Below are 23,219 nucleotides of genomic sequence, written 5' to 3'. Positions count from 1 at the left end.
CATAGCGGGATAATCGCCGTCTTCCGCTGGAACCTTTCCATGACTGTATCGACTGCCACGCCACCTGTTTTTCTGCATCCCCTGGCCGACCGCAACGGCAGTCCGGCGGCATTGCTGTTTGACGCCGCGCTCCTGCCGGCGGGCGCCGCGCAACCGCCGATGAATCTGCTTGAAGAATTGGCCAGCGGCGGCATGGGTTGCTATTACCGCGCGGGCGCCAGCCAGGAGCTCAACCAGGCGCTGGCGCAGGCCGGCTGGAAAGTGCTGCTGGACGACAAGTTCCAGCGCGCCGGCGACGCGCTGCCCAGGGACTTGCCGCCCTCGGTGCAATGGATAGCGGGCGACTGGTTCCTGGCGCCGCCGGCCAAGGCGGTCGGCACGCAGGCGGCCTCGCGCGCGCTGGCGCTGCAGCTGGTGCAACTGGTGTCGGCCGACGCCGATACCCACGAGATCGAAGCGCTGCTGCGCCAGGATCCGACCCTGTCCTACCACCTGCTGCGGCTGGTGAACTCGCTGGGCATGGGCACCGGCCGCCGCGTCACCAGTTTTTCGCAGGCCATCCTGATCCTCGGCCGTTCGCAACTGCGGCGCTGGCTGAACCTGATGCTGTTCTCGTCGCGCGAGGGCGATCCGCGCTCGGCCATGCTGCTGGCGCGGGTGGCGGTGCGCGCGCGCTCGATGGAGCTGCTGTCCAAGGCCTGCGGCCACGACAAGCACCACCAGGAGCAGGCCTTCATGGTCGGCATGTTCTCCCTGCTGGGCGTGCTGTTCGGCATGCCGCTGGACGAGGTGCTGAAACCGCTGACCATCAGCGAAGCCGTGCAACTGGCCCTGTTGTCGCGGCAGGGCGAGCTGGGACAGTTGCTGTGCGTGGTCGAAGCCGCCGAGCAGGCCGACCACGCGGCCCTGGCCGGCAGCCTGCGGGCGCTGCAGGTCGATACCGACACCTACAACCGCATCGCCGTCGACGCCCATTTATGGATGCAAAGCGTGACGGCGGGTAAGGCGGGTAGCCCCCATGCGTGAAGCGATCGAGCGTTGTCTCGCCCTGAGCCGCCAAGCCCGGAGTGAACAAGGCGAAGCGCTGGCGCAGACGTTGACCGCACTGGAGGCGGCGCTGATCGAAGTTCAATCATCCCTGAAACCCGCCGACATGACGGCGCTGGACACCACCTTCGCGCTGGACCCGGCCGGCTACGTGACCGCGTGGAGCCCGGGCGCGGAACTGATGTTCGGCTACACGGCGGCCGAGGTGGTCGGCCAGCACGTGCTGTTCCTGTACGCCGAGGACGATGACGACGGCAATATCGCCGAACTGTTTTTCGAACACAATCCGGGCGAGGCGGCCGCCCGCACCGAGGTGCGCCGGCGCAAGAAGAGCGGCGAGATCATCTGGGTCCATCTCGACATCGAGCTGCGCCACGAGGACGGCGAGCCGGTCGGCATGCTGGTGCGGCTGTCGCAGGCCAACCAGGCGCTGTCGGACCTGGACAAGGTCAACCTGCACGCGCGCATCATCGAGGACAGCGAGCAGGGCGTGCTGATCACCGACGCCCATGAACGCATCGTCTCCATCAATTCCTCGTTCACCCGCATCACCGGCTACACCCCGGCCGAATCGATCGGCAAGACGCCGGACCTGCTGCGCTCCGGCGTGCACGACGCCGACTTCCGCGCCAAGGTGCGCGCGGCCATGCAGGGCGGCGGACCGTGGCGCGGCGAGATCGTCGGCAAGCGCAAGAACGGCGAATTGTTCCCGCAGTCGGTCACCATCAGCGCGGTGCGCGACCAGAGCGGCAAGATCAGCCACACGTTCTCGCTGTTCTCCGACATCAGCGTGCACAAGGACGCCGAGGCGCGCATGCAGCGCATGGCCAACTACGATCCGTTGACCGGCCTGCCCAACCTGTGCCTGCTGTCGCAACTGGTGGGGCAGGCGCTGACCGAAACCAAGCGCACCGGCGAGCAGGGCGCGATCCTGGTGATCGAGATCACCCGCGTCGGCGCCATCAGCGACACGCTGGGCCACGAGATCGGCAACGAGTTGCTGTGCGAGATCGGCCGCATCTTCCGCGCCTCGCTGCGCGAGGGCGACGTGCTGGCGCGGCTCGACGGCCACCGCTTCGCCATCGCGCTGCTGCACGTGGAAAAGCGCGAGCACGCCGGCATCGTGGCGCAGAAGCTGCTGGCGGCCCTGTCCTCGCCGATCGCGATCGCCTCCCACAGCCTGCAGGTGGGGGCGCACATCGGCATCACCTCCTACAGCGAGGATGGGCTGGACGTGGCGACGCTGATCCGCTGCGCCGACGTGGCGGTGGCCAAGGCGGCGCAAAGCATCGAATCCAACTTCCTGTTCTACAGCGAGGAGATGAACCAGCGCGCCAAGGAACACCTGCGCATCGAGAGCGAGCTGCGGCAAGCCTTGCGCAACAACGAGCTGCAGCTGTACTACCAGCCCAAGGTGAGCTTGCGCAGCGGCCGCATCGTCGGCGCCGAGGCGCTGCTGCGCTGGCGCCATCCGGTGCGCGGGCTGGTGTCGCCCGGCGTGTTCATCCCGGTGGCCGAGGAGACCGGCTTGATCCTCGATCTGGGCACCTGGGTGCTGGAGGAGGCGTGCCGCCAGGTGCGCGAGTGGCGCGACACCAACCTGATCACGCCACCGATCGCGGTCAACCTGTCGGCGCGCCAGTTCGACCACGAGCTGCCCAAGCGCATCGCGGCGGTGCTGGAGAAGCACCGCGTGCAGCCGGACCAGATCAACCTGGAAATCACCGAGAGCCTGCTGGTGCGCGGCACCGACAAGGTGATCGCCATCATGAACCAGCTGGTGGCGATGGGCATGGCGCTGGCGCTGGACGACTTCGGCACCGGCTACTCCAGCCTGGCCTATCTGAAGAAGTTCCCGATCAGCACCCTGAAGATCGACCGCGCGTTCGTGATCGGCTTGCCGTACGAAGAAAACGATTGCGCGATCGCGCGCGCCATCGTCACCATGGCGCAGCAACTGCGCCAGGAAATCGTGGCCGAGGGCGTGGAGACGGCCGAGCAAATGGCCTTTCTGCGCGAGCTCGGCTGCGACCAGCTGCAGGGCTATCTGTTCAGCCAGCCGGTGCCGGCGGCCGAGTTCGCGGCCATGCTGCGCGAGGGCAAGCGTCTCGCCTTCAATACCCGCTGAGGTGAAGATCCACACCCGCTTTTGGCAGAGCGGCGCGCGCATCCACGCGCTGTCGGTGCCGGCGCCGGGGAAGGCGGCCGGCAAACCGTTCAACCTGCTCCGTCCGCGATTGGAAGACCCGCAGGGCAACCGCATGTGTTCGGCATTTGAAGAGGCGGGGCACAGCGCTCAGCGGTGCAGGGACGAAGGGCGCGTCGAGTTTATAATTGACTAAGCATTGCTTCCCTTCGATGTCCGCCGCCGTAGCGGCCTTTTTCTTCTGGAGACTGCCATGAACAAACGTATTTTCCTGGCGCGCGCCGCCACCGCGCTGGCGCTGGCCTGCGGCACCGCCGCGTTGAGCGGCTGCACCACCACCACCGGCGCGGCCAAGCCGAGCGACGCCGCCGTCAAGACCGAGATCGAGCAGGGCGCTTACAATACGCTCGAGCGCCTGTACAAGGAGGTCAAGGGATCGCGTGAACTGGTGCGCAAGGCCAATGGCGTGCTGGTGTTCCCGAACGTGGTGGCGGCCGGGCTGGTGGTGGGCGGCGAGTATGGCAAAGGCGTGCTGCGCACCGGCGGCCAGACCGCCGATTACTACAGCGTGGCCTCGCTGTCGGTCGGCTTCCAGGCTGGCGCCCAGTCCAAGGCGGTGGTACTGTTGTTCATGAGCCGCGAGGCGCTGGACAAATTCCGCAACGGCAAGGGCTGGACGGCGGGCGTGGATGGCTCGGTGGCGCTGATCAAGGTCGGCGCCAACGGCGAGATCGACACCACCACCGCCAACAATCCGGTGCAGGCGTTTGTGCTGACCAACGCCGGCCTGATGGCCAACCTGAACCTCGAAGGCACCAAAATCACCAAACTCAATTTATAAGGCAACAATGACCCGTCATATCCTGGACCAAGCCCGCATCCATCCTGCCGCACTGGCGCAGATCGGCAGCTATCACCGCGACCTGATCGCCGAGGTGGAGGCCGCCATCGCCGCCAACAAGGTGGTGGTGGTCGGCATGGGCTTGAATCCGTTCCCGGCCAAGGCGCGCAAGCTGCTCGATGCGCAGGGCATCCAGTACCAATACCTCAGCTATGGCAACTACTTCTCGTCGTGGCGGCCGCGTCTGGCGCTGAAGCTGTGGAGCGGCTGGCCGACCTTCCCGATGATTTTCGTGAACGGCACCTTGATTGGCGGGGCAGGCGACCTGCAGAAAATGATCGCCAGCGGCGAGCTGGCGCGTTTGCTGGGCTGAGCATGCAAGCGCTGCCGCTGCGACTGCATCCGGGCGACGACCTGCGCGCGGCGGTGGTGGAGGCTTTTCTGGCCAGCGGCCAGGAGGCCGGCTTCGTGCTGCAAGGCATCGGCAGCCTGAGCGTGGCGCAGTTGCGTTACGCGGGCCAGCCTGCCACGGCCGAACTGCGCGGCGACCTGGAAATCCTGACGCTGGCCGGCTCGCTGTCGCCGGACGGGGCGCACTTGCACATGTCGGTGTCCGATGCGCGGGGCAGGGTGTGGGGTGGCCATGTGGGCGCGGGCTGCATCGTGCGCACCACGGCGGAACTGCTGCTGGCGCTGCTGCCCGGGCAGCGCTTCACGCGCGAGCATGACTTGCGGACCGGCTATCCGGAACTGAAGATCCGTTAGTCCGGCGCGACCTCATCGTTGAGCTTTTCGGTCAGCTGCTTGAGCGGGGGCGGCGCCTCGTCCAGGTGGTAGCGCACGCAGTGGGACTGGCCGTCATCGTCCACCTCCAGATCGTACTGGAAGTCCCAGGACTTGGGCGCCTCCTTCACCAGCTTGGGCTGCAGCGCGAAGAAATCGCTGGCGCGCAGCAAGTGCTCCAGCTCGCTGGCCTGCTGCGCCGGCAGCTGCGCCAGGTCGACCGTGCGCTTTTGCGCGCCGGCCGGTCCGGTGAAGCCACCTGTGCATGTCAACGTCAAACGCATGATGCCTCCTAAGCCACGCCCACCACTTTCCAGGCCGCCTGCACGGCGTGCTGTTCCGGCGAATCCACACCGTACAGCAGGGCCGCCGATTCCGACGTGGCCTTGGCCATGTCGGCAAAGGTGGCGTTCGGCGTCAGCAGCGACAGCGCCTTGTACCAGATCGGCGCGGCCTTGTCCCAGGAATTGCCCTTGAGCGCGATGGCGGCCGCGTAAAAAGCATGGTTGGGGATGCCGGAATTGGTGTGGACGTCGCCGTTTTCCACATATCCTGCCATGGTTTTCGGTTGATCGTCGCCCGACCAGGTGAGCTCCTTGTTGCCGGGATCGGCCATCGAGCGCAGCGCCTTGCCGACCTCGGCCGTCATGATGCCGGCGCCGATCAGCCAGTCGGCCTGCTCGACGTTCTGCTTGAGCGTCCACTGCTTGACCACGCTGCCGAACACGTCCGAGATCGATTCATTGAGCGCGCCGCTCTGGTCGGCATACACCAGCCCGCCCGGCACCGCGTATTGCGTGACGCCATGGGTGAGCTCGTGGGCGATCACATCGATGGCGCCGGTGAAGCCGAGGAACAGCTTGCCGTCGCCATCGCCGTAGACCATCTGCTGGCCATTCCAGAACGCGTTGTTGAACTTGACCTGATAGTGCACGGTGGAATCCAGACGCAAGCCCTTGCCGTCGATGGAATTGCGCTTCAGCACCTCGCGGAAGAAATCGTAGGTGGCGCCGGCGCCGTCGTAGGCCTGGTTGACCGCCAGGTCGGTGGACGGCTTGCCGTCCTCGCCGCGCACCAGCTTGCCGGGCAGGACCGATTTATTCTGGGCGTCGTAGACCGAGCGGCGCTTCTCGCCGGCCACCACCGCCAGCCCCATCACGACCGGCGCGACCGAGCGCTGGCCGCGCAGATGGGCGGAGATCTCCGCCTGGTCGAGCAGACAATCGCGCTCACAGGCATCGGGCGTGGCTTGCGCCAGCTTGCGCAGCATCTTGGGCGGGACGATGAAACAAGTGCAATCCTGTGGATGCGCGGCCATGACGGTTCTCCTAAACAATGCAATAGTGTATTTATACACGGATTTGCATGGCCGGGATGTCACAATTGCCGATGGGCCTGCCTTAGCGGATCGAGCAGGCTGCGCAGATTGTTATGGTCGATTTCGTACATCAGCGCGATGAGGGCGCCGAGTTCGCCGGCTGGAAAGCCCTCGCGGGCGAACCAGCCGAGATAATGGCCCGGCAAATCGGCGATCTTGCGACCCTTGTACTTCCCGTAAGGCATATCCCGCGTCAGCAGCAGGGCGAGTTTGTCAGCGTTCATGACCGAATTCTAGCGCCTAAGCAATTTGGGGTCAGCTCTGGCAATCGGACATTTAAAAAATGCGTTGATCTTCCTCAAAGAGTGTTTGTGCGTGTCCGATTGCCAGAGCTGACCCCGAATTGGGATCGTTGCGCGGCGGGCAAAGATGTTTTGGACTATGGAGGCTTTTTCTCACTCGGCTTAATCGCGATACTGCATGCGTCAACTTTTCAGGAGTGAAGTCATGCCTATTGCACTGCTTGCGCTGACCATCAGCGCGTTTGCTATCGGGACTACCGAGTTTGTTATCGTTGGCTTGCTGCCGACTATCGCCGCCGATCTGGGCGTGAATTTGCCGTCCGCCGGCTTGCTGGTCAGCTTGTACGCCATGGGCGTGGCCGTCGGCGCGCCGGTGTTGACGGCGTTGACCGGCAAGGTGCCGCGCAAGCTGTTGCTGGTGTCGCTGATGGTGCTGTTCACCCTCGGCAATCTGCTGGCCTGGAAGGCGCCCAGCTATGAGTCGCTGGTGATCGCGCGCGTTCTCACCGGCCTGGCGCACGGGGTGTTTTTCTCGATCGGCTCGACCATCGCCACCTCGCTGGTGCCGAAGGAGAAGGCGGCCAGCGCGATCGCCATTATGTTCACCGGCCTGACCGTGGCGCTGGTGACCGGCGTGCCGCTCGGGACCTTCATCGGCCAGCACTTCGGCTGGCGCGAGACTTTCCTGGCCGTGTCGGCGCTGGGCGTGCTCGCCATCCTCGGCAGCGCGATCTTCGTGCCGTCGACCATCCAGCATAACAAGCCGGCCTCGCTGATGCAGCAGGTGAGGGTGCTGGCGGAGCCGCGCCTGCTGCTGGTATATGCCATGACCGCCATCGGCTACGGCGGCTCGTTCACGGCGTTCACTTTCCTGGCGCCGATTCTGACCGATATCACCGGCTTTAGCGTGAACGCCGTCGGCCTGGTGATGCTGGTCTACGGCGTGTCGGTCGCGGTGGGGAATATCTGGGGCGGCAAGCTGGCCGATCGACGCGGCCCGGTGGGCGCGTTGAAGATTATTTTCCTCGGCCTGGCCGCTGTTCTGTTGGTGCTGACTTTCACCGCGCCGTACAAATGGCTGGTGCTGGCAACTGTACTGGTGTGGGGCGCGGTGGCCTTCGGTAACGTCGCCGGCTTGCAGGTGTATGTGGTGCAGCAGGCGGAGCACTTTACGCCGCGCGCCGTGGACGTGGCGTCGGGCCTGAATATCGCCGCCTTCAACCTCGGCATCGCCGGCGGCGCATGGGGAGGTGGCCTGATCGTTGAGCATCTGGGCCTGGTGCATACGGGCTGGATCGGCGCGCTGGTGGTGCTGGGCGCCTTCGGCCTGACGGCGTTGAGCGGACGCCTGGACCGTCTGAATCCACGCCCGGCCAGCGTTGGCGGCGCCAGGTCGATCCACGCCGCGGCCCACTGATTGAGGTATATTGGCGGCGATTCGATTCATTCGCCGCCAATATTCCATGTCCGCAGTCTCTCTGTTTTCCCTCGTCTTCGCCTATTTCGCCTTGCTCCTCGCGGTGGCGTGGCGCACCTCCCGCAACGCCAATAACGATAGCTTCTTCATCGGTAACAAGCGCAGTAACTGGGTGCTGGTGGCGTTCGGGATGGTGGGCACGACGCTCAGCGGCGTGACCTTCATCAGCGTGCCGGGCGCGGTCGGCCGCGATGGCTTCGGCTATCTGCAGGTGATACTGGGCTATGTGCTCGGCTACATCGCCGTCGCCTATATCCTGCTGCCGCTGTACTACCGCCTCAAGCTTACCTCCATCTACACCTATCTTGAGCAGCGCCTTGGCCCGCGCTCCTACCAGAGCGGCGCGGCGTTTTTCATCATTTCGCGCACGCTGAGCGCATCGGCGCGGCTTTATCTGGTGGTGAATATCCTGCAGCTCGCCATCCTCGATGGCATGGGCGTGCCGTTCTGGCTCACCACCGCCGTGATTCTCGCCATGATCCTGCTGTACACCTACGAGGGCGGCGTGAAGACCATCGTCTGGACCGACACGCTGCAAACCACCGGCATGGTGCTGGGCCTCGTCATCTGCGCCGGCTGGCTGCTGCATGCGATGAATCTCAGCCCGCTGGACAGCCTCGCGCAGATGCAGGCGCACGGCTTGACGCGCGTGGTCACCACCTCGGCCGACAGTCCCGCGTACTTCTGGAAGCAGGTGCTGGCCGGCTTCTTCATCGTGCTGGCCATGACCGGCATGGACCAGGAAACCATGCAGAAGAATATTTCGGTCGAAACGCTGCGCGATTCGCAAAAGAATATGCTGCTGCTGACCGCTGTACTGACAGCTGTACTGGTACTGTTCATGTACCTTGGCGGGTTGCTGTACCTGTACGCCCCCACGGTGGGTGTAACGGCCACCGGCGACAAGCTCTTCCCCACTGTAGTGATGGCGCACATGCCCGCTGTACTGCAACTGATTTTCTTCATTGGCTTGATCTCCGCGCTGTTTCCCAGCGCCGACGGCGCCATGACCGCGCTGACGTCCTCATTCAGCATCGACATTCTCGGCGTGCAGCGCCGCACCGACCTGACGGAGCAGGCCAGGATACGCTTGCGCCACCGCGTGCATCTGGCCTTTTGCGCGATCTTCCTGGCGCTGGTGCTGGTGTTCAAGTGGGTGGACAACGCCAGCATGGTCGGACTGGTGCTCAAGCTGACCGGCTATACCTATGGCCCGCTGCTTGGCCTGTTCGCCTTCGGCATCCTGACCCGGCGCGCGCTGCGCGACCGCTGGGCGCCGGCGGTGGCCCTGGCCGGCCCCGTCATCTGCTATGTCATTGATTGCAATCAGGAAACTCTGTTCGGGACCTACCGCATGGGTCTCGAACTGCTAATCTTGAATGGCCTGCTGGTTTTTGCCGGCCTATTGCTGATCTCGAAAAAGCAGTATCATCCTTGCAAATAACGCAACCACTGGAGTGTTGATGAGCCAATCACCGTTTTCTTATGTCCGCAGGGGCTTCGCCTTTTTCTGGCGCGCGCTGGATACCAGCCGGCGCACGGTCCTCAACCTGATCTTCCTGGTGCTGGTGCTGATGCTGCTGTATGCGATCTTCGGCGGCGGCGCCAAGCCGCTGCAGCCCAAGACCACGCTGGTGCTGGATCTGAAGGGGCAGTTGGTTGAACAATCGAGCGTCAACGCGCGCGATGCGCTGGTCACCAATCTGCGCGGCGGCGAAGTGCACAAGATGATTCAGTTGCGCGACGTGCTGGCGGTGCTGGATCAAGCCGCCAAGGACCCTGACGTGGGCGCCGTCGTGCTGCTGACCGATGAGCTGCAGGGCGCCGGCCAGGCCTCGCTGCGCGAGGTGGCCGGCGCCATCGATCGCTTCAAGGCCTCCGGCAAGCAGGTGGTGGCCTGGGGCTCCAGCTACGACCAGCGCCAGTACCTGCTGGCCGCGCATGCCAACGAGGTTTATATGCACCCGATGGGCATGGTGCTGATCGAGGGCTTCGGCCGCTATCGCAATTACTACCGCGACGCGCTCGACAAGCTGGGCGTCACCGTCAACCTGCTGCGCGTTGGCACTTACAAGAGCTTCGCGGAACCCTATATCGCCAACGGCCCTTCGCAGGCCGCCAGCGAGGCGGAATCGTATCTGAACAGCGCGCTGTGGGCTTCGTACACGGACAACGTGGAGAAGGCGCGCAAGCTGCCGCAAGGCCAGATCATGAAGACCATCAACGACCTGCCGACGCAAGTGGCGGCGGTGAATGGCGACCTGGCCAAGCTGTCGCTGTCGACCAAGTTCGTGGATGGCCTGAAAACCAAGGATGAACTGCGCCAGATGATGATCAAGCGCGGCGCCCCGGATGCCGAGGGCAAGAGCTTCCGCCAGGTCAGCTTTGACGAGTATCTGTCCCGCGTGCCGCGCAAGCTGACCGGCGACGCCATCGGCGTGATCGTGGCGCAGGGCGAAATCAGCGACGGCAGCGCCGGTCCCGGCTCCATCGGCGGCGACTCGACCTCCAAGCTGATTCGCATGGCGCGTGAGGACGATAGCATCAAGGCTGTTGTGCTGCGCATTGATTCGCCGGGCGGCAGCGCGTTCGCCTCGGAGCTGATCCGCCGCGAGCTGGAGCTGACGCGCGCCGCCGGCAAACCGGTGGTGGTCTCGATGGGCAACGTGGCGGCATCCGGCGGCTACTGGATTTCGATGTCATCCGATGAGGTGATCGCGGAGCCGAACACCATCACCGGTTCGATCGGCGTGTTCGCCATCCTGCCGACCGCCGACAAGGTGATCGACAAGCTGGGCATCCACACCGCCGGCCAGCCGACCACCTGGCTGGGCGACGCGGGCAATCCGCTGCGCCCTCTGGATCCGCGTCTGGGCCAGGTGATCCAGGGCAGCATCAATCATATTTATGCGGAGTTCACCACCAAGGCGGCTGCCGCGCGCAAGACCACGCCGGAGAAGATTGATGAGGTGGCGCAGGGCCGCGTGTGGACCGGCGCGCAGGCCAAGGACCGTGGCCTGGTCGACCGTCTGGGCAGCTTTGGCGATGCGCTGAAGTCCGCCGCCGCGCGCGCCAAGCTGCCGGCCGATTATCGTGTGGTGTATGTGGAGCGCGAGATCAGCAAGTTCGATCGCCTGATCGAGATGATGGGCGGCGGCACGGCGCAGGCGCTGGTGCAGTCGGTGTCGCAGGCGGTGGCCGCGCAACTGAAGCTGGGCGCAGCCGCCACCACCGGCCTGCCGCCAAGCGCGGCGACCGGTATCGCCAATGATCTGGGCTGGCTGTCCCAGATCACGGCGCAGAAGAAGCCGTTCACCGCCATCACCCACTGCCTCTGCGAATCGCCTTAAAGCAGCGGCAGCGTCACCTCGAAGCAGCTGCGCCCATCTTTCATCAGGGCGCAGCGCGCTTCGCCACCATGGCGGTGGGCGATCTGCCGCACCAGTGCCAGACCTAATCCGGCGCCGTTGTTATCCAGCGTACCGCGCCGGCGGAAGAAGGGCTCGAACACGCGCTCGAATTCCGGATCCGGCACGCCCGGTCCCTTGTCCCATACCCGCAAGGTCGCCATGCCGTTGGCGCAGCTGATCTGCACACTGGCCGGCGGCACGCCGTGGCGATGCGCGTTCTCCAGCAGGTTGCGCAGCAGCCGGCGCAGCAGGCGCGGGTCGCCCCGCATGACGGCCGATTCACCGTCCAGCTGGGCGTCGTCGTAGCGCGCGCATTCCTCCGCCGCCAGCGCCAGCAGGTCCAGTTCTTCGGTGTCGGTGTTTTCCGGGATCGCGCCGAGACGGCTGGCCAGCAGGATTTCGTCGAGCAGGTGGTTCAGTTCCGCGATGTCCTGTTCCAGCCCGGCGCGGCGTTTGGGGTCGATGCCGTCGGGGATCAGCTCCAGCGCCAGACGGATGCGCGCCAACGGCGTGCGCAGCTCGTGCGAGGCGTTGGCCAGCAGCGTCTTGTGGGCGCCCACCAGTTGTTCGATCTGGTCGGCGGCGCGGTTGAAGCTTTGCGCCAGCCGCGCCACTTCGTCCTTGCCTTCCACCGGCACGCGCGCGGTCAGGTCGCCCGCGCCCAGCTTTTCCACGCCCATCTGCAAACGCTCCAGCCGCTTGGTCAGGTGGCGCACCAGCGGGAAGGCGGCGATGCCCAGGCCCAGCGCCAGCAGCAACAGGGCGTTGTGCAGCATGGCTTTCGGCCGCGTGAAGCCCAGCGGTTCGCTGGACAGCAGCTTGCGGCCGTCGGGCAGGCGCACGAAGGATTCCGGCGGCGGCCCGGTCATGCCCTGGCGGCGCCAGTGGCGCGCCGGGATCTGTTCCCCCACCACGGCCAGCGGCCGCCAGTCGCGCGTGTAGAGCGTCATGTGGGCGTTGAGGCCTTGCGCCACGCGCGCCAGCGCGGCCTGCTGTTCTTCCGGCGGCGCGTCGGCCGGCGCCAGCACGTTCTGCATCACCTGCGCCAGCGTGTTGTTGGAGCGCTCCAGCGGGCTGCCGGTGCGGTTCCAGATCATCACCACCGCGAACGCGAACAGCACCAGGATGAACAGCAGCGCCACGTAGAAGCGGAAGTAGAGGCGCGGCAGGCCCATGCTGAAGCGCGCCATCAGTCTTGCACCTTGGCGAACAGGTAGCCGGCGCCGCGCACGGTGATGATACGGCGCGGCTTTTTCGGATCGTCTTCGACGGCGGCGCGGATGCGCGACATGTGGACGTCGATCGAGCGGTCGAACGCTTCCAGCGGTTCGCCTTTCAACAGGTCCATCAGGGCGTCGCGCGAGAGTACGCGGCCGGCGTGTTTGGCCAGGACCAGCAGCAGGTCGAACTGGTAGGCGGTCAGCTCGCACGGAACGCCATCCAGCCTGGCCGCGTGCGCGGCGGGATCGACCTCCAGGCGGCCGAAGCGCAGGAATTCGTCGCTGGCTGGCGTGGCGGCGCCGCGCGGCGCATCGGGCGGGCGCGGGTCGACGCGGCGGCGCAGGATGGCGCGCAGGCGGGCCAGCAGTTCGCGCGGCTCGAAGGGTTTGGGCAGATAGTCGTCGGCGCCGATCTCCAACCCGACGATGCGGTCGATGGCGTCGCCGCGCGCGGTCAGCATCAGCACCGGCACGTCGGAGGTGGTTCGCAGCTTGCGGCACACGTCCAAGCCATCCATGTCCGGCAGCATCAGGTCGAGGATCACGGCGTCGATTTCGGCGGCGGCGATGCGCTCCATCGCGACGCCGCCGGTGGGGGCGTGCGTCACGCGAAAACCCGCCTGGGTCAGATACTCGGTGAGCATCTCTGCCAGGCGGGGGTCGTCTTCAACTAACAGTATGCGGTCTACAGTATTCATGCGGTTTATTTTATTACATGCCGCGGAACCGGCGTCCGTGGCTCAGATGCTCGGCCAGTTTCTTGCGCTGTTCCGGCGTCAGCGCGTCGCCGACGTCGGCCACCAACTGGATCAGGCGTTTGGAGGCTTTGTCGGCCAGCGCCAGGCCTTGCTGGCGCGTGGCTTCCAGCGCGGCGCGGTCGATGGTCGGCGCGCTGGCTTGCTCAAGTAGCTTTTTATGCAATGCGTGCAGCTGCTCGTGCAGGGGCTTGAGGTCGTCCATGGCGGCTTTCACCAGTGGATCGATCTTGGCCTTTTGCGCGTCGGTGGCTTGCACCTCGGCGTACAGGCGGCCGATGTGCGAGCGGTGGCCGTCCTGGTGGCGGTCGACGGCGTAGGTGCCGATGCCCACGGCCAGCGTGGAACCCAGCAGGAAGGCGGCGATGGTCTGGCGGTTGAAGATGCTCATGATGTGATTCCTCGGTCGGTTGGTAGTGAGGCCAGTATGCGCGGCCCACGTTGAGCGGCGATGTCGCGGTGGTAAAGATATGTAAAGCCAGATTAACGAAAAGTGAGCAAAGTCCTTGATTTGTAGCGAGTTTGTATCGCCGTGGCGTCGCCCACAGACACCGCCAAATGCTTATGCTAGAGTCCACGCATTGATGCCATGGCGTGGTTGCCATGGGCACGCACGCCTACAAAAAGGATAACGATGGACTCGCAAGCCAAGCCTACTTTGAACGCCAACCCACCTAAGCGCAGCCGCAAGATACTGGGCAGCGTGATTGCCGTTGCCGCCATGGCGGGGCTGGGTGGTTTGGCCTGGTATCTGACCCATCAGCCGGCGGCGCCTGGCGGCGGCGCCAGCGCGCAAGGCCCGGGCGGTCCTGGTCCCGGCGGTCCTGGCGGGCCTGGTGGACCCGGCGGCGGCCGCCGCGCGCCGGCCACCACGGTGGGCGTGGCGGCGGCCGAGAAGGCCGATATTCCGGTCACGCTGGAGGCGCTGGGCACCGTCACTGCGGCGGCCACCACCACGGTGCGCGCGCAGGTCTCGGGCATCCTGCAAAGTGTGCTGTTCAAGGAGGGGCAGATGGTCAAGGCTGGTCAGGTGCTGGCGCAGATCGATCCGCGCCAGTTCGAGATGGCGCTGATGCAGGCCACCGGCAATCGCCAGCGCGATGAGGCGCAGCTGGAAAACGCCAGGCTGACGTTGAACCGCTACCGCACCCTGTTGAGCCAGGACTCGATCGCCCGCCAGGACGTGGACACGCAGGCGGCGCTGGTCAAGCAGCTGGAGGGCACGGTCATGACCGACAAGGCGGCCGAGGGCACGGCCAAGCTGAATCTCGGCTACACCAAGGTGGTGGCGCCGATCTCCGGCCGGGTGGGCCTGCGCGCGGTCGATATCGGCAACCTGGTGAGCTCCAGCGATGCCAACGGCCTCGCCACCATTACCCAGCTGTCGCCGATCGATGTCGAGTTCTCGATCCCGCAGGACAGCGTCCCCGATGTGGCGCAGCGCGCCAACGACGGCGCCGTGCTGCCCGCGCTGGCGCTGGACCGCACCCGCACCAACACGCTGGACACCGGCAAGTTCTACGCGCTGGACAACCAGATCGATACGCAGACCGGCACCGTCAAGGCCAAGGCGCGCTTCGCCAACGCCAAGTTCTCGCTGTTCCCGAGCCAGTTCGTGAACGTGCGGCTGGAGCTGCGCACTATCAAGGACGCCATCATGGTGCCTGTCACGGCTCTGCGCCATGGTAACAACGGCGACTTCGTCTACGTGCTCAAGGAAGACAAGACTGTCACCGTGCGTCCGGTCAAGCGTGGCGCGGCCACCGTGGACAAGGTGCAGATCAGCGAAGGCCTGCAAGTGGGAGAGCAGGTGATCACCGAAGGCGCCGACCGTCTGAAGGAGGGCGCGAAGGTGACGCTGCCGGGCGCCGGCGGGCAGGGCGCGGGCAAGGGTGAACACGGCGGCTGGAAAGGCAGGCGTCATGGCGGCGCGGCGGCCGATGGCGCGGCCGCCGGAGCCTCCGCGCCGGCTGGCGAGGCGCCGTCGGGTGAACATCGCCGCCGCAACAAGGAAGGCGCGGCACAACAATGAGTCCATCCGCACCATTCATCCAGCGCCCGGTAGCGACGTCGCTGCTGATGCTGGCGATCGTCCTGGCGGGTATCGTCGGCTTCAAGTTCCTGCCGTTGTCGGCGCTGCCGCAGGTGGACTTCCCGACCATACAGGTGCAGACGCTGTACCCGGGCGGCAGCCCTGAAGTGATGGGCCAGACCGTCACCGCGCCGCTGGAACGCCAGTTCGGCCAGATGGCGGGCCTGGAGCGCATGAGTTCCACCAGCGCCGCCGGGGTGTCCATCATCACCCTGCAGTTCTCGCTGGGCCAGTCGCTGGACGTGGCCGAGCAGGAGGTGCAGGCCGCCATCAACGCCGGCAACTCGCTGCTGCCGACCGACCTGCCGGCGCCGCCGATCTACGCCAAGGTCAATCCGGCCGACGCGCCGGTGATGACGCTGGCGATCACCTCCGACACGATGCCGCTGACCGAGGTGCAGAACATCGTCAACACGCGCCTGGCGCTGAAGATCAGCCAGGTGTCCGGTGTGGGCCTGGTGACGCTGAGCGGCGGCCAGCGTCCGGCCGTGCGCATCCAGGCCGACACCAATGCGCTGGCGTCCTACGGCCTGGGCCTCGACACGCTGCGCACCGCCATCACGGCCGCCAACGCCAATGGCGCCAAGGGCAGCTTCGATGGCCCGACCCGCGCCTACAGCATCAACGCCAACGACCAATTGGTCACCGCCAAGGATTACAAGGAACTGATCCTGGCCTACAAGAACGGCGCCCCGGTGCGCCTGACCGACGTGGCGCAAGTGGTGGACAGCGCGGAGAACGTGGAGCTGGGCGCCTGGTCCGGCACCAAGCAGGCCATCATCCTCAACGTGCAGCGCCAGCCCGGCGCCAACGTCATCGCGACGGTGGACGGCATCAAGGCGCGCCTGCCGGAACTGCAAGCCGGCCTGCCGAGCGCCATGCACGTGGAAGTGCTGAGCGACCGCACCAACGGCATCCGCGCCTCGGTGGAACACGTCGAGATGGAACTGGTGCTGGCCGTCGTGCTGGTGGTGCTGGTGATTTTCGCCTTCCTGCATAGCCTGCGCGCCACCGTGATCGCCAGCCTGTCGGTGCCGATTTCGCTGATCGGCACCTGCGGCGTGATGTACCTGCTTGGCTATAGCCTGAACAACCTGTCGCTGATGGCGCTGACCATCGCCACCGGTTTCGTGGTCGATGACGCCATCGTCATGATCGAGAACATCGCCCGCTACATCGAAGAGGGCGAAACGCCGATGGCCGCCGCGCTGAAGGGCGCCAAGCAGATCGGCTTCACCATCATCTCGCTGACGGTGTCGCTGATCGCGGTGCTGATTCCACTGCTGTTCATGGGCGACGTGGTGGGGCGCCTGTTCCGCGAATTCGCGATCTCGCTGGCGATCACCATCCTGATTTCCGCCGTGGTGTCGCTGACGCTGGTGCCGATGATGTCGGCGCGCTGGCTGAAGAGCCACGCCGACGAAAAGCCGACCCGTTTCGCGCAGCGCTTCCAGCGGTTCTTCGACTGGGTGATCGGCCACTACGACACCACGCTGACCTGGGTCATCAAGCATAACGGCCTGACGCTGCTGGTGGCGCTTGGCACGCTGGTGTTGACGGCAGTGTTGTACATTTTCATCCCGAAAGGGCTGTTCCCGACGCAGGACACGGGCCAGTTGCAGGCGCGCCTGGAAACCGGCAAGGCAGTCTCGTACGACAAGATGGCGGCCCTGCAGCAGCAGGCGGCCAAAGTGATTCTCGACGATCCGGATGTGAACAATCTGAGCTCCGTGGTCGGCGTGGACGCGGCCAATAACACCATGCTGCACACCGGCAGCATGCTGATCAACCTGAAACAGAAGCGCACCGGCAGCCAGCAGCAGACCATGGACCGCCTGCGCGCGCGCGTGGCCGAGATTCCGGGACTGACGCTGTATCTGCAGCCGACGCAGGACTTGACCATCGACGCCGAAACCGGCCCGACCCAGTTCCGGGTGTCGATCGAGGGGGCGGACAACGCCACCGTCAACGAGTGGGCCACCAAGCTGGCGGCGCAGATGCGCACCAAGAGCCAGGTGCGCAACGTGGTGTCGGACGTGGGCGCCAGCGCCAACGCGGCCTACGTGACGGTGGACCGCGACACGGCCTCGCGCCTGTCGGTCACCGCCGCCTCCATCGATGACGCGCTTTACAGCGCGTTCGGCCAGCGCATCGTCTCGACCATCTTCACCGAGACCAATCAATACCGCGTGATTCTTGAGGCGCGCCGCGACGACATCACCACGCCGGCCGACCTGGCCAACCTGCAGCTGAAGACCGGTTCAGGCAAGCCGACCCCGTTGTCGGCCGTGGCCACCGTGACCGAGCGTCCGGCGCCGCTGCAGATCACGCACGTGGCGCAGTATCCGGCCACCACGCTGGGCTTCGACACCGCGCCGGGCGTTTCGCTCGGCACGGCGGTGGACAGCATCCGCGAAGCCGCCGCCGAGATCAAGTTCCCGCCGTCGGTGACCATGACCTTCCTCGGCGCGGCCGGGGCTTACCAGAACTCGCTGTCGAACCAGCTGTGGCTGATCCTGGCCGCCGTGATCTGCGTGTACATCGTACTGGGCGTGCTGTATGAAAGCTATATCCATCCACTGACCATCCTGTCGACGCTGCCGTCGGCCGGCGTGGGCGCCTTGCTGGCGTTGCTGGTCACGGGGCAGGGGCTGGGCGTGATCGGCATCATCGGCATCATCCTGCTGATCGGTATCGTCAAGAAGAACGCCATCATGATGATCGACTTCGCCATCGAGGCGGAGCGCGATGAGGGCAAGCCGCCGCGCGAAGCGATCCATCAGGCGGCGCTGCTGCGTTTCCGCCCGATTCTCATGACCACGCTGGCCGCGCTGTTCGCCGCCGTGCCGCTGATGTTCGGCTGGGGCGAGGGCGCTGAGCTGCGCCGTCCGCTGGGCCTGGCCATCTTCGGTGGCCTGATCGTCAGCCAGATGCTGACGCTGTACACCACGCCGGTGATCTACCTCGGCTTCGACAGCCTGGCGCGCCGCTTCCGCCGCAAGCCGGTGGCACAAACCGAAGGCGGTGCGCTGTGAACCTGTCGTCGCCATTCGTCAAGCGCCCGATCGCCACCGTCCTGTTGACGATCGGCGTGGCGCTGGCCGGCATTGGCGCGTTCTTCGTGCTGCCGGTGGCGCCGCTGCCGCAGGTGGACTTCCCGATCATCACGGTGAACGCCACGCTGCCCGGCGCCAGCCCGGACACCATGGCCACCGGCGTCTCGACGCCTCTGGAGCGCCACCTCGGCACCATCGCCGGCGTCAACGAGATGACCTCGCAGTCCAGCACCAGCACTTCCAACGTCACCTTGCAGTTCGACTTGAACCGCAATGTGGACTCGGTGGCGCGCGAGGTGCAGGCGGCGATCAACGCCAGCCGGGTCGACCTGCCGGCCACGCTGCGCAGCAACCCGACCTACCGCAAGGCCAATACCTCGGGCGCGCCGGCGATGATCCTGGCGTTGACCTCGAAGACCCGCGCGCCGGGCCAGATCTATGATTCGGTCTCCAACATCGTGCTGCAACGCCTGTCCCAGGTGACCGGCGTCGGGGACGTGGAGCTGGGCGGCAGCTCGCTGCCGGCGGTGCGCGTGGAATTGAATCCGTATGCGCTGAACCGGCAGGGACTGTCGATGGAGGACGTGCGCGCCGCCATCCAGGCCACCAACGCCAATCGCCCGCGTGGCGCGATACAGGGCGAGGGCCGGCGCCTGCAGATTTATTCGGAATCCGCCAACGCCATTGGCGGCCGCAGCGCCTCGGACTACCAGAACCTGATCGTCGGCTTCCGCAACGGCACGCCGATCCGCCTGAAGGACGTGGCGGAAGTGGTGGACGGGGTCGAGGACCAGAACAACCTTGGACTGTTCAACGGCGGGCCGGCCATCATCGTGATCCTGCGCGCGCAGGCGGGCGCCAACGTGATCGAAACGGTGGACAGCGTGCGTGCGCAGCTGCCAACCCTGCAGGCGCAGCTGCCGCCGGACGTGAGGATCCAGGTGGCCAGCGACAGCACCAACTCGATCCGCTCCTCGCTGCATGAAATCGAGGTCACGCTGATTATCTCGATTCTTCTGGTGGTGCTGGTGGTGAGCGTCTTCCTGCGCAACGTGCGCGCCACCATCGTGCCGACCGTGGCCACCATCGTTTCGCTGCTGGGCACTTTCGGCGTGATGTACCTGCTGGGGTTCAGCCTGAATAACCTGTCGCTGATGGCGCTGACCGTGGCCACCGGCTTCGTGGTCGATGACGCCATCGTGGTGCTGGAAAACACCACGCGCCATATCGAGGCCGGCATGGACCGCTTCAAGGCGGCGCTGCTGGGCGCGCGCGAGGTGGGCTTCACGGTGCTGTCGATCAGCCTTTCGCTGATCGCCGTGTTCATTCCGCTGTTGTTCATGGGCGGCCAGTTCGGCGCGCTGTTCAAGGAGTTCGCCATCACGTTGTCGGCGGCGGTGATGATTTCGCTGGTGATCTCGCTCACCACCACGCCAATGATGTGCGCGTGGCTGCTGTCGCCGGGCGCCCATCACGCCAAGCCGCCGGGCCGCGTGGCGCGCTTCTTCGAGCGCGGTTTCGACGCCGTCCTGAAAGGCTATGAGCACAGCCTGGACTGGGCGCTGCACAGCGTGTGGCTGGTGATGCTGAGCCTTGTGTTTGTGATCGGCCTGAATTTCTACCTGTTCGCGAAGATTCCCAAGGGCGGCTTCCCGCAACAGGACACGGGCCAGATCAACGGCGGCATCCGCGCCGACCAGAGTATCTCGTTCCAGGCCATGCAGGGCAAGCTGCGCCAACTGGTCAACATCATCAGGGAAGACCCGGATGTGGCCACGGTGGTGGGCTTTACCGGCGGCCGGCGCGCCGGCGGCGGCTTCATGTTCATCAACCTGAAGCCGGCCAATGAGCGCAAGGTGGCGGGGCAGGCTGTGATCGCGCGCCTGCGGCCCAAGCTGGCCAAGGTCACCGGCGTGAGCCTGTTCCTCAGCCCTGTGCAGGATCTGCGCTCGGGTGGACGCGCCGCCAACGCCAACTTCCAGTACACGCTGAAGAGCGATAATCAGGCCGATCTGAAAAAATGGGCAACCCGTCTGGCCGAGGCGATGAAGAGCCAGAAGGCGCTGATCGACGTCGATTCCGACCAGGCCGACAATGGCGTCGAGACTTTCGTCACCATCGACAAGCAAAGCGCCGCGCGGCTGGGCATATCCACCAAGGACATCGACAACGCGCTGTATAACAGCTTTGGCCAGCGCCAGGTCGCCACGATTTATGGCGAGTTGAATCAGTATCACGTCATCATGGAGGTACCGCGCTCGTTCGCCAGGAGTCCGGAGGCGCTGAACGACGTCTATGTGCCGTCCAAGGGGCTGCCGTCCCCGACGGCCGCCAATCCGACCGGTGCGCCGACGGTGACGACACCCGCCACCACCACCGCCACCGGCACGGCGGGCGGTGGCACTACCAGCGCCAGTACCAGCGCCGCCAGTGCCACCGCCACCGCCGCCAACGTGGCTGCGCCGGCGGTGAGGGATGCCTCGTCCGGTTCGGCGCTGAGCACCACGGCCACCACCATGGTGCCGCTGTCCACCATCGCTTCGTTTGCCGAAAGCTCGGCCGCCACCTCGATCAATCACCAGGACGGCGAACTGGCCACCACCATCGCCTTCAACCTGGCCGAGGGCTACAGCCTGTCCGACGCGGCGGAGCAGATCAAGGCGGCGGAAGCGGAAATCGCCATGCCGAACAATGTGCGCGGCAGCTTCGCCGGTTCCGCCAAGGCGGCGCAGGACAGCAACAAGTCCTTGCCGCTGCTGATCCTGGCCGCCATCGTGGTGATCTACATCGTGCTGGGCATCCTGTATGAAAGCCTGGTACATCCGGTCACCGTGCTGACCACATTGCCATCGGCGGGTGTGGGCGCTGTGCTGGCGCTGCTGGTCTTCAAGATGGAATTCTCGACCATCGCGCTGATCGGCATCTTCCTGCTGATCGGTATCGTCAAGAAGAACGCCATCCTGATCATCGACTTCGCGCTGGAAGCCGAACGCGCGCGCGGGCTGCCGCCGCTCGAGGCGGTGCGCGAGGCCTGCCTGCTGCGCTTCCGTCCCATCCTGATGACCACCGTGGCCGCCGCGCTGGGCGCGCTGCCGCTGGCGATCGGCTTCGGCGAGGGCTCGGAGCTGCGCCAGCCGCTGGGCGTGGCCATCATCGGCGGCTTGATCGCCAGCCAGTGCCTGACGCTGCTGACCACTCCCGTCGTCTACATCCTGATGGACAAGCTGCGCCGCCGCAGCCCGTCCGAACAACAACTGAGCCGCATTCATAGCGACGAATCGCCGATAACATCATGAGCAAATACGCACCACATCCCCGTTACTCCCTGATAGCGCTGGCGCTGCTGACGGCATGCTCGGTCACGCCGACCTACAAGACGCCGGACACGCCGCAGCCCGCGGCCTACAAGGAAGCCGCGAGCGACGCCGACAAGGCGGCCGCCGGCTGGACCGCCGCCGCGCCGGCAGACACGTTGGAACGCGGCCCCTGGTGGCAGCTGTTTGGCGATCCGATCCTGAACCAGCTGGCCGAAACCATCGAAGTCAATAACCAGAACGTGGCCGCCGCCGTGGCCTCGTATGCGCAGGCAAGGGCGCTGGTGGCCGAGCAGCGCGCGTCGCTGTTCCCGAGTGTGGACCTGAACGGCAGCGCCACCCGCTCCGGCGGTGGCGGCAACACGCCTACCACCAGCCAGTATCGCGCCAACATTGGCGCCAGCTGGGAACCGGACGTGTGGGGCAAGCTGCGCGCCAGCGTCGGCAACGCCAACGCCAGCCTGCAGGCCAGCGCCGCCGACCTAGCCGCCGCGCGCCTGTCGGCGCAGGGCGAGCTGGCCACCAACTACTTCTCGCTGCGCCAGACCGACGCCGAAAAAGCGCTGCTGGACGCCACCGTGGAAGGCTACGAGCGCGTGCTGCAGATCACGCAGAACCGCTTCGATGCCGGCATCGCCGCCAAGTCCGACCTGCTGCAGGCGCAAACCCAGCTGGCCAGCGCGCGCATCGACCAGATCACGCTGGTGCGCCAGCGCGCCACGCTGGAACACGCCATCGCCGTCCTGCTGGGCAAGGCCGCCAGCGACTTCACGCTGGCGCCGGCCGAATGGAAGGTGGTGGTGCCGGACATTCCAACCGGCGTGCCCTCGACGCTGTTGCAGCGCCGTCCCGACATCGCCGCCGCCGAGCGCCGCGTGGCCGCCGCCAACGAGCAAATCGGCATCGCCCGCAGCGCCTACTTCCCGAGCTTGAACCTGACCGGGTCGTATGGCTACGGCGCGGCGTCGGCCGGCGGCTTGTTCAACGCCTCCAATAACCTGTGGTCGCTGGGACTGTCGGCGGCGCAGACGCTGTTCGACGCCGGCGCCACCAAGGCCCGCGTCAGCGGCGCCGAGGCGGCGCGCGACCAGGCCATCGCCAACTATCGCCAGACCGTGTTGACCGCCTTCGCCGACGTCGAGAACCAGCTGGCCGCCACCCGCACGCTGGCGCAGCAGCAGGACTTGCGCAAGGCGGCATCGGAGGCTGCCGACCAGGTTGAGGTGCAGATGCTGAACCGCTACCGCGCGGGTCAGGTCAGCTATAGCGACGTGGTGACCGCGCAGCAGACCGCGCTGACCGCGCGCCGCGCGCTGGTGCAGGCGCAGTCCGACCGCCAGACCACGGCGATCGCGCTGATCCAGTCGCTCGGCGGCGGCTGGCACGCGGCCAGCAACTAGGGCTGGGCGCTGGCGATAGGCTGGAGATGAGCTTCGTTTTATAATACTGGCGCCGTTA

At 65.8% G+C, this 23,219-nt stretch carries 18 protein-coding genes; 12 read left to right on the top strand and 6 right to left on the bottom strand.

Annotation, left to right across the window (positions count from 1 at the left end):
• Positions 1–39 precede the first annotated feature (39 nt).
• From FHW83_RS02425 to FHW83_RS02405, 5 genes are all read left to right on the top strand, one after another.
• The gene (locus FHW83_RS02425; protein WP_176644747.1) at positions 40–1,026 is read left to right on the top strand and encodes an EAL and HDOD domain-containing protein; all 987 of its coding nucleotides are present in this window, start codon (positions 40–42) and stop codon (positions 1,024–1,026) included.
• Positions 1,019–3,175, top strand: coding sequence for a bifunctional diguanylate cyclase/phosphodiesterase (locus tag FHW83_RS02420; RefSeq protein WP_176644746.1), 2,157 nt, complete (start codon positions 1,019–1,021; stop codon positions 3,173–3,175). The genes FHW83_RS02425 and FHW83_RS02420 overlap by 8 nt, the downstream gene beginning before the upstream one ends.
• 271 nt (positions 3,176–3,446) lie before the next feature.
• Entirely contained in the window at positions 3,447–4,034 is a 588-nt protein-coding gene (locus tag FHW83_RS02415; RefSeq protein WP_176644745.1) for a YSC84-related protein, read from the top strand.
• A 7-nt stretch (positions 4,035–4,041) separates the two neighbouring features.
• Positions 4,042–4,407, top strand: a complete 366-nt coding sequence (locus FHW83_RS02410; RefSeq protein ID WP_176644744.1) for a glutaredoxin domain-containing protein — start codon at positions 4,042–4,044, stop codon at positions 4,405–4,407.
• A gap of 2 nt (positions 4,408–4,409) precedes the next feature.
• A complete protein-coding gene (locus FHW83_RS02405; RefSeq protein WP_176644743.1) occupies positions 4,410–4,799 on the top strand; it encodes a PPC domain-containing DNA-binding protein in 390 nt (129 codons plus the stop codon).
• Here the strand turns inward: FHW83_RS02405 and FHW83_RS02400 are convergent.
• From FHW83_RS02400 to FHW83_RS02390, 3 genes are read right to left on the bottom strand one after another with little or no spacing between them, the layout of a single operon-like run.
• The gene (locus FHW83_RS02400; RefSeq protein WP_229223987.1) at positions 4,796–5,101 is read right to left on the bottom strand and encodes a protealysin inhibitor emfourin; all 306 of its coding nucleotides are present in this window, start codon (positions 5,099–5,101) and stop codon (positions 4,796–4,798) included. The two genes, FHW83_RS02405 and FHW83_RS02400, sit on opposite strands and share 4 nt — an antisense overlap.
• A gap of 8 nt (positions 5,102–5,109) precedes the next feature.
• Positions 5,110–6,135, bottom strand: a complete 1,026-nt coding sequence (locus FHW83_RS02395) for a M4 family metallopeptidase (RefSeq protein WP_176644742.1) — start codon at positions 6,133–6,135, stop codon at positions 5,110–5,112.
• Positions 6,136–6,194: 59 nt separating this feature from the next.
• Positions 6,195–6,419 (bottom strand): DUF3820 family protein, encoded by a 225-nt coding sequence (locus FHW83_RS02390; RefSeq protein ID WP_176644741.1) that lies wholly within the window; start codon positions 6,417–6,419, stop codon positions 6,195–6,197.
• A gap of 223 nt (positions 6,420–6,642) precedes the next feature.
• Between FHW83_RS02390 and FHW83_RS02385 the strand changes: the two genes are divergently transcribed.
• From FHW83_RS02385 to sppA, 3 genes are read left to right on the top strand one after another with little or no spacing between them, the layout of a single operon-like run.
• On the top strand, positions 6,643–7,854 hold the full coding sequence (locus FHW83_RS02385; protein ID WP_176644740.1) for an MFS transporter: 1,212 nt from the start codon (positions 6,643–6,645) through the stop codon (positions 7,852–7,854).
• Between the two features lie 46 nt (positions 7,855–7,900).
• Complete coding sequence (locus FHW83_RS02380; RefSeq protein ID WP_176644739.1) at positions 7,901–9,358, top strand: sodium:solute symporter; 1,458 nt, start codon at positions 7,901–7,903, stop codon at positions 9,356–9,358.
• Between the two features lie 19 nt (positions 9,359–9,377).
• The gene (gene sppA / locus FHW83_RS02375; RefSeq protein WP_176644738.1) at positions 9,378–11,264 is read left to right on the top strand and encodes a signal peptide peptidase SppA; all 1,887 of its coding nucleotides are present in this window, start codon (positions 9,378–9,380) and stop codon (positions 11,262–11,264) included.
• Here sppA and FHW83_RS02370 read toward each other — a convergent pair.
• The 3 genes from FHW83_RS02370 to FHW83_RS02360 are packed head-to-tail and all read right to left on the bottom strand — an operon-like array spanning position 11,261 to position 13,690.
• Positions 11,261–12,514: a HAMP domain-containing sensor histidine kinase gene (locus FHW83_RS02370; protein WP_176644737.1), complete on the bottom strand. Its 1,254-nt coding sequence runs from the start codon at positions 12,512–12,514 to the stop codon at positions 11,261–11,263. The two genes, sppA and FHW83_RS02370, sit on opposite strands and share 4 nt — an antisense overlap.
• Positions 12,514–13,242: a response regulator gene (locus FHW83_RS02365; RefSeq protein ID WP_176644736.1), complete on the bottom strand. Its 729-nt coding sequence runs from the start codon at positions 13,240–13,242 to the stop codon at positions 12,514–12,516. Before FHW83_RS02365 ends, FHW83_RS02370 begins: the two co-directional genes overlap by 1 nt.
• 13 nt (positions 13,243–13,255) lie before the next feature.
• Positions 13,256–13,690, bottom strand: coding sequence for a Spy/CpxP family protein refolding chaperone (locus tag FHW83_RS02360; protein ID WP_176644735.1), 435 nt, complete (start codon positions 13,688–13,690; stop codon positions 13,256–13,258).
• Positions 13,691–13,933: 243 nt separating this feature from the next.
• On the opposite strand from FHW83_RS02360, the gene FHW83_RS02355 reads away from it, so the two are divergent.
• Genes FHW83_RS02355 through FHW83_RS02340 form a run of 4 tightly spaced genes read left to right on the top strand, consistent with a single transcriptional unit; the run spans position 13,934 to position 23,161 of the window.
• Positions 13,934–15,331 carry an efflux RND transporter periplasmic adaptor subunit gene (locus FHW83_RS02355; protein ID WP_176644734.1) on the top strand — a complete coding sequence of 466 codons (1,398 nt, stop codon included), beginning with the start codon at positions 13,934–13,936 and terminating at the stop codon, positions 15,329–15,331.
• Positions 15,328–18,426: an efflux RND transporter permease subunit gene (locus tag FHW83_RS02350; RefSeq protein ID WP_176644733.1), complete on the top strand. Its 3,099-nt coding sequence runs from the start codon at positions 15,328–15,330 to the stop codon at positions 18,424–18,426. The genes FHW83_RS02355 and FHW83_RS02350 overlap by 4 nt, the downstream gene beginning before the upstream one ends.
• Positions 18,423–21,743 carry an efflux RND transporter permease subunit gene (locus tag FHW83_RS02345; protein ID WP_176644732.1) on the top strand — a complete coding sequence of 1,107 codons (3,321 nt, stop codon included), beginning with the start codon at positions 18,423–18,425 and terminating at the stop codon, positions 21,741–21,743. Before FHW83_RS02350 ends, FHW83_RS02345 begins: the two co-directional genes overlap by 4 nt.
• On the top strand, positions 21,740–23,161 hold the full coding sequence (locus tag FHW83_RS02340; RefSeq protein ID WP_176644731.1) for an efflux transporter outer membrane subunit: 1,422 nt from the start codon (positions 21,740–21,742) through the stop codon (positions 23,159–23,161). Before FHW83_RS02345 ends, FHW83_RS02340 begins: the two co-directional genes overlap by 4 nt.
• Positions 23,162–23,219 lie beyond the last annotated feature (58 nt).

Origin of the sequence: Duganella sp. SG902, from assembly GCF_013376005.1 — a bacterium.
Taxonomy (GTDB): Bacteria; Pseudomonadota; Gammaproteobacteria; order Burkholderiales; family Burkholderiaceae_D; genus Rugamonas.
The sequence above is the reverse complement of the archived record's forward strand: the minus strand, read 5'-3'. Positions and strand labels throughout refer to the sequence as shown.

Excerpts from the sequence above, each read along its gene's own strand:
- FHW83_RS02425 (WP_176644747.1), top strand. The coding sequence starts at position 40 with ATGACTGTATCGACTGCCACGCCACCTGTTTTTCTGCATCCCCTGGCC.
- FHW83_RS02420 (WP_176644746.1), top strand. The coding sequence starts at position 1,019 with ATGCGTGAAGCGATCGAGCGTTGTCTCGCCCTGAGCCGCCAAGCCCGG.
- FHW83_RS02415 (WP_176644745.1), top strand. The coding sequence starts at position 3,447 with ATGAACAAACGTATTTTCCTGGCGCGCGCCGCCACCGCGCTGGCGCTG.
- FHW83_RS02410 (WP_176644744.1), top strand. The coding sequence starts at position 4,042 with ATGACCCGTCATATCCTGGACCAAGCCCGCATCCATCCTGCCGCACTG.
- FHW83_RS02405 (WP_176644743.1), top strand. The coding sequence starts at position 4,410 with ATGCAAGCGCTGCCGCTGCGACTGCATCCGGGCGACGACCTGCGCGCG.
- FHW83_RS02400 (WP_229223987.1), bottom strand. The coding sequence starts at position 5,101 with ATGCGTTTGACGTTGACATGCACAGGTGGCTTCACCGGACCGGCCGGC.
- FHW83_RS02395 (WP_176644742.1), bottom strand. The coding sequence starts at position 6,135 with ATGGCCGCGCATCCACAGGATTGCACTTGTTTCATCGTCCCGCCCAAG.
- FHW83_RS02390 (WP_176644741.1), bottom strand. The coding sequence starts at position 6,419 with ATGAACGCTGACAAACTCGCCCTGCTGCTGACGCGGGATATGCCTTAC.
- FHW83_RS02385 (WP_176644740.1), top strand. The coding sequence starts at position 6,643 with ATGCCTATTGCACTGCTTGCGCTGACCATCAGCGCGTTTGCTATCGGG.
- FHW83_RS02380 (WP_176644739.1), top strand. The coding sequence starts at position 7,901 with ATGTCCGCAGTCTCTCTGTTTTCCCTCGTCTTCGCCTATTTCGCCTTG.
- sppA (WP_176644738.1), top strand. The coding sequence starts at position 9,378 with ATGAGCCAATCACCGTTTTCTTATGTCCGCAGGGGCTTCGCCTTTTTC.
- FHW83_RS02370 (WP_176644737.1), bottom strand. The coding sequence starts at position 12,514 with ATGGCGCGCTTCAGCATGGGCCTGCCGCGCCTCTACTTCCGCTTCTAC.
- FHW83_RS02365 (WP_176644736.1), bottom strand. The coding sequence starts at position 13,242 with ATGAATACTGTAGACCGCATACTGTTAGTTGAAGACGACCCCCGCCTG.
- FHW83_RS02360 (WP_176644735.1), bottom strand. The coding sequence starts at position 13,690 with ATGAGCATCTTCAACCGCCAGACCATCGCCGCCTTCCTGCTGGGTTCC.
- FHW83_RS02355 (WP_176644734.1), top strand. The coding sequence starts at position 13,934 with ATGGACTCGCAAGCCAAGCCTACTTTGAACGCCAACCCACCTAAGCGC.
- FHW83_RS02350 (WP_176644733.1), top strand. The coding sequence starts at position 15,328 with ATGAGTCCATCCGCACCATTCATCCAGCGCCCGGTAGCGACGTCGCTG.
- FHW83_RS02340 (WP_176644731.1), top strand. The coding sequence starts at position 21,740 with ATGAGCAAATACGCACCACATCCCCGTTACTCCCTGATAGCGCTGGCG.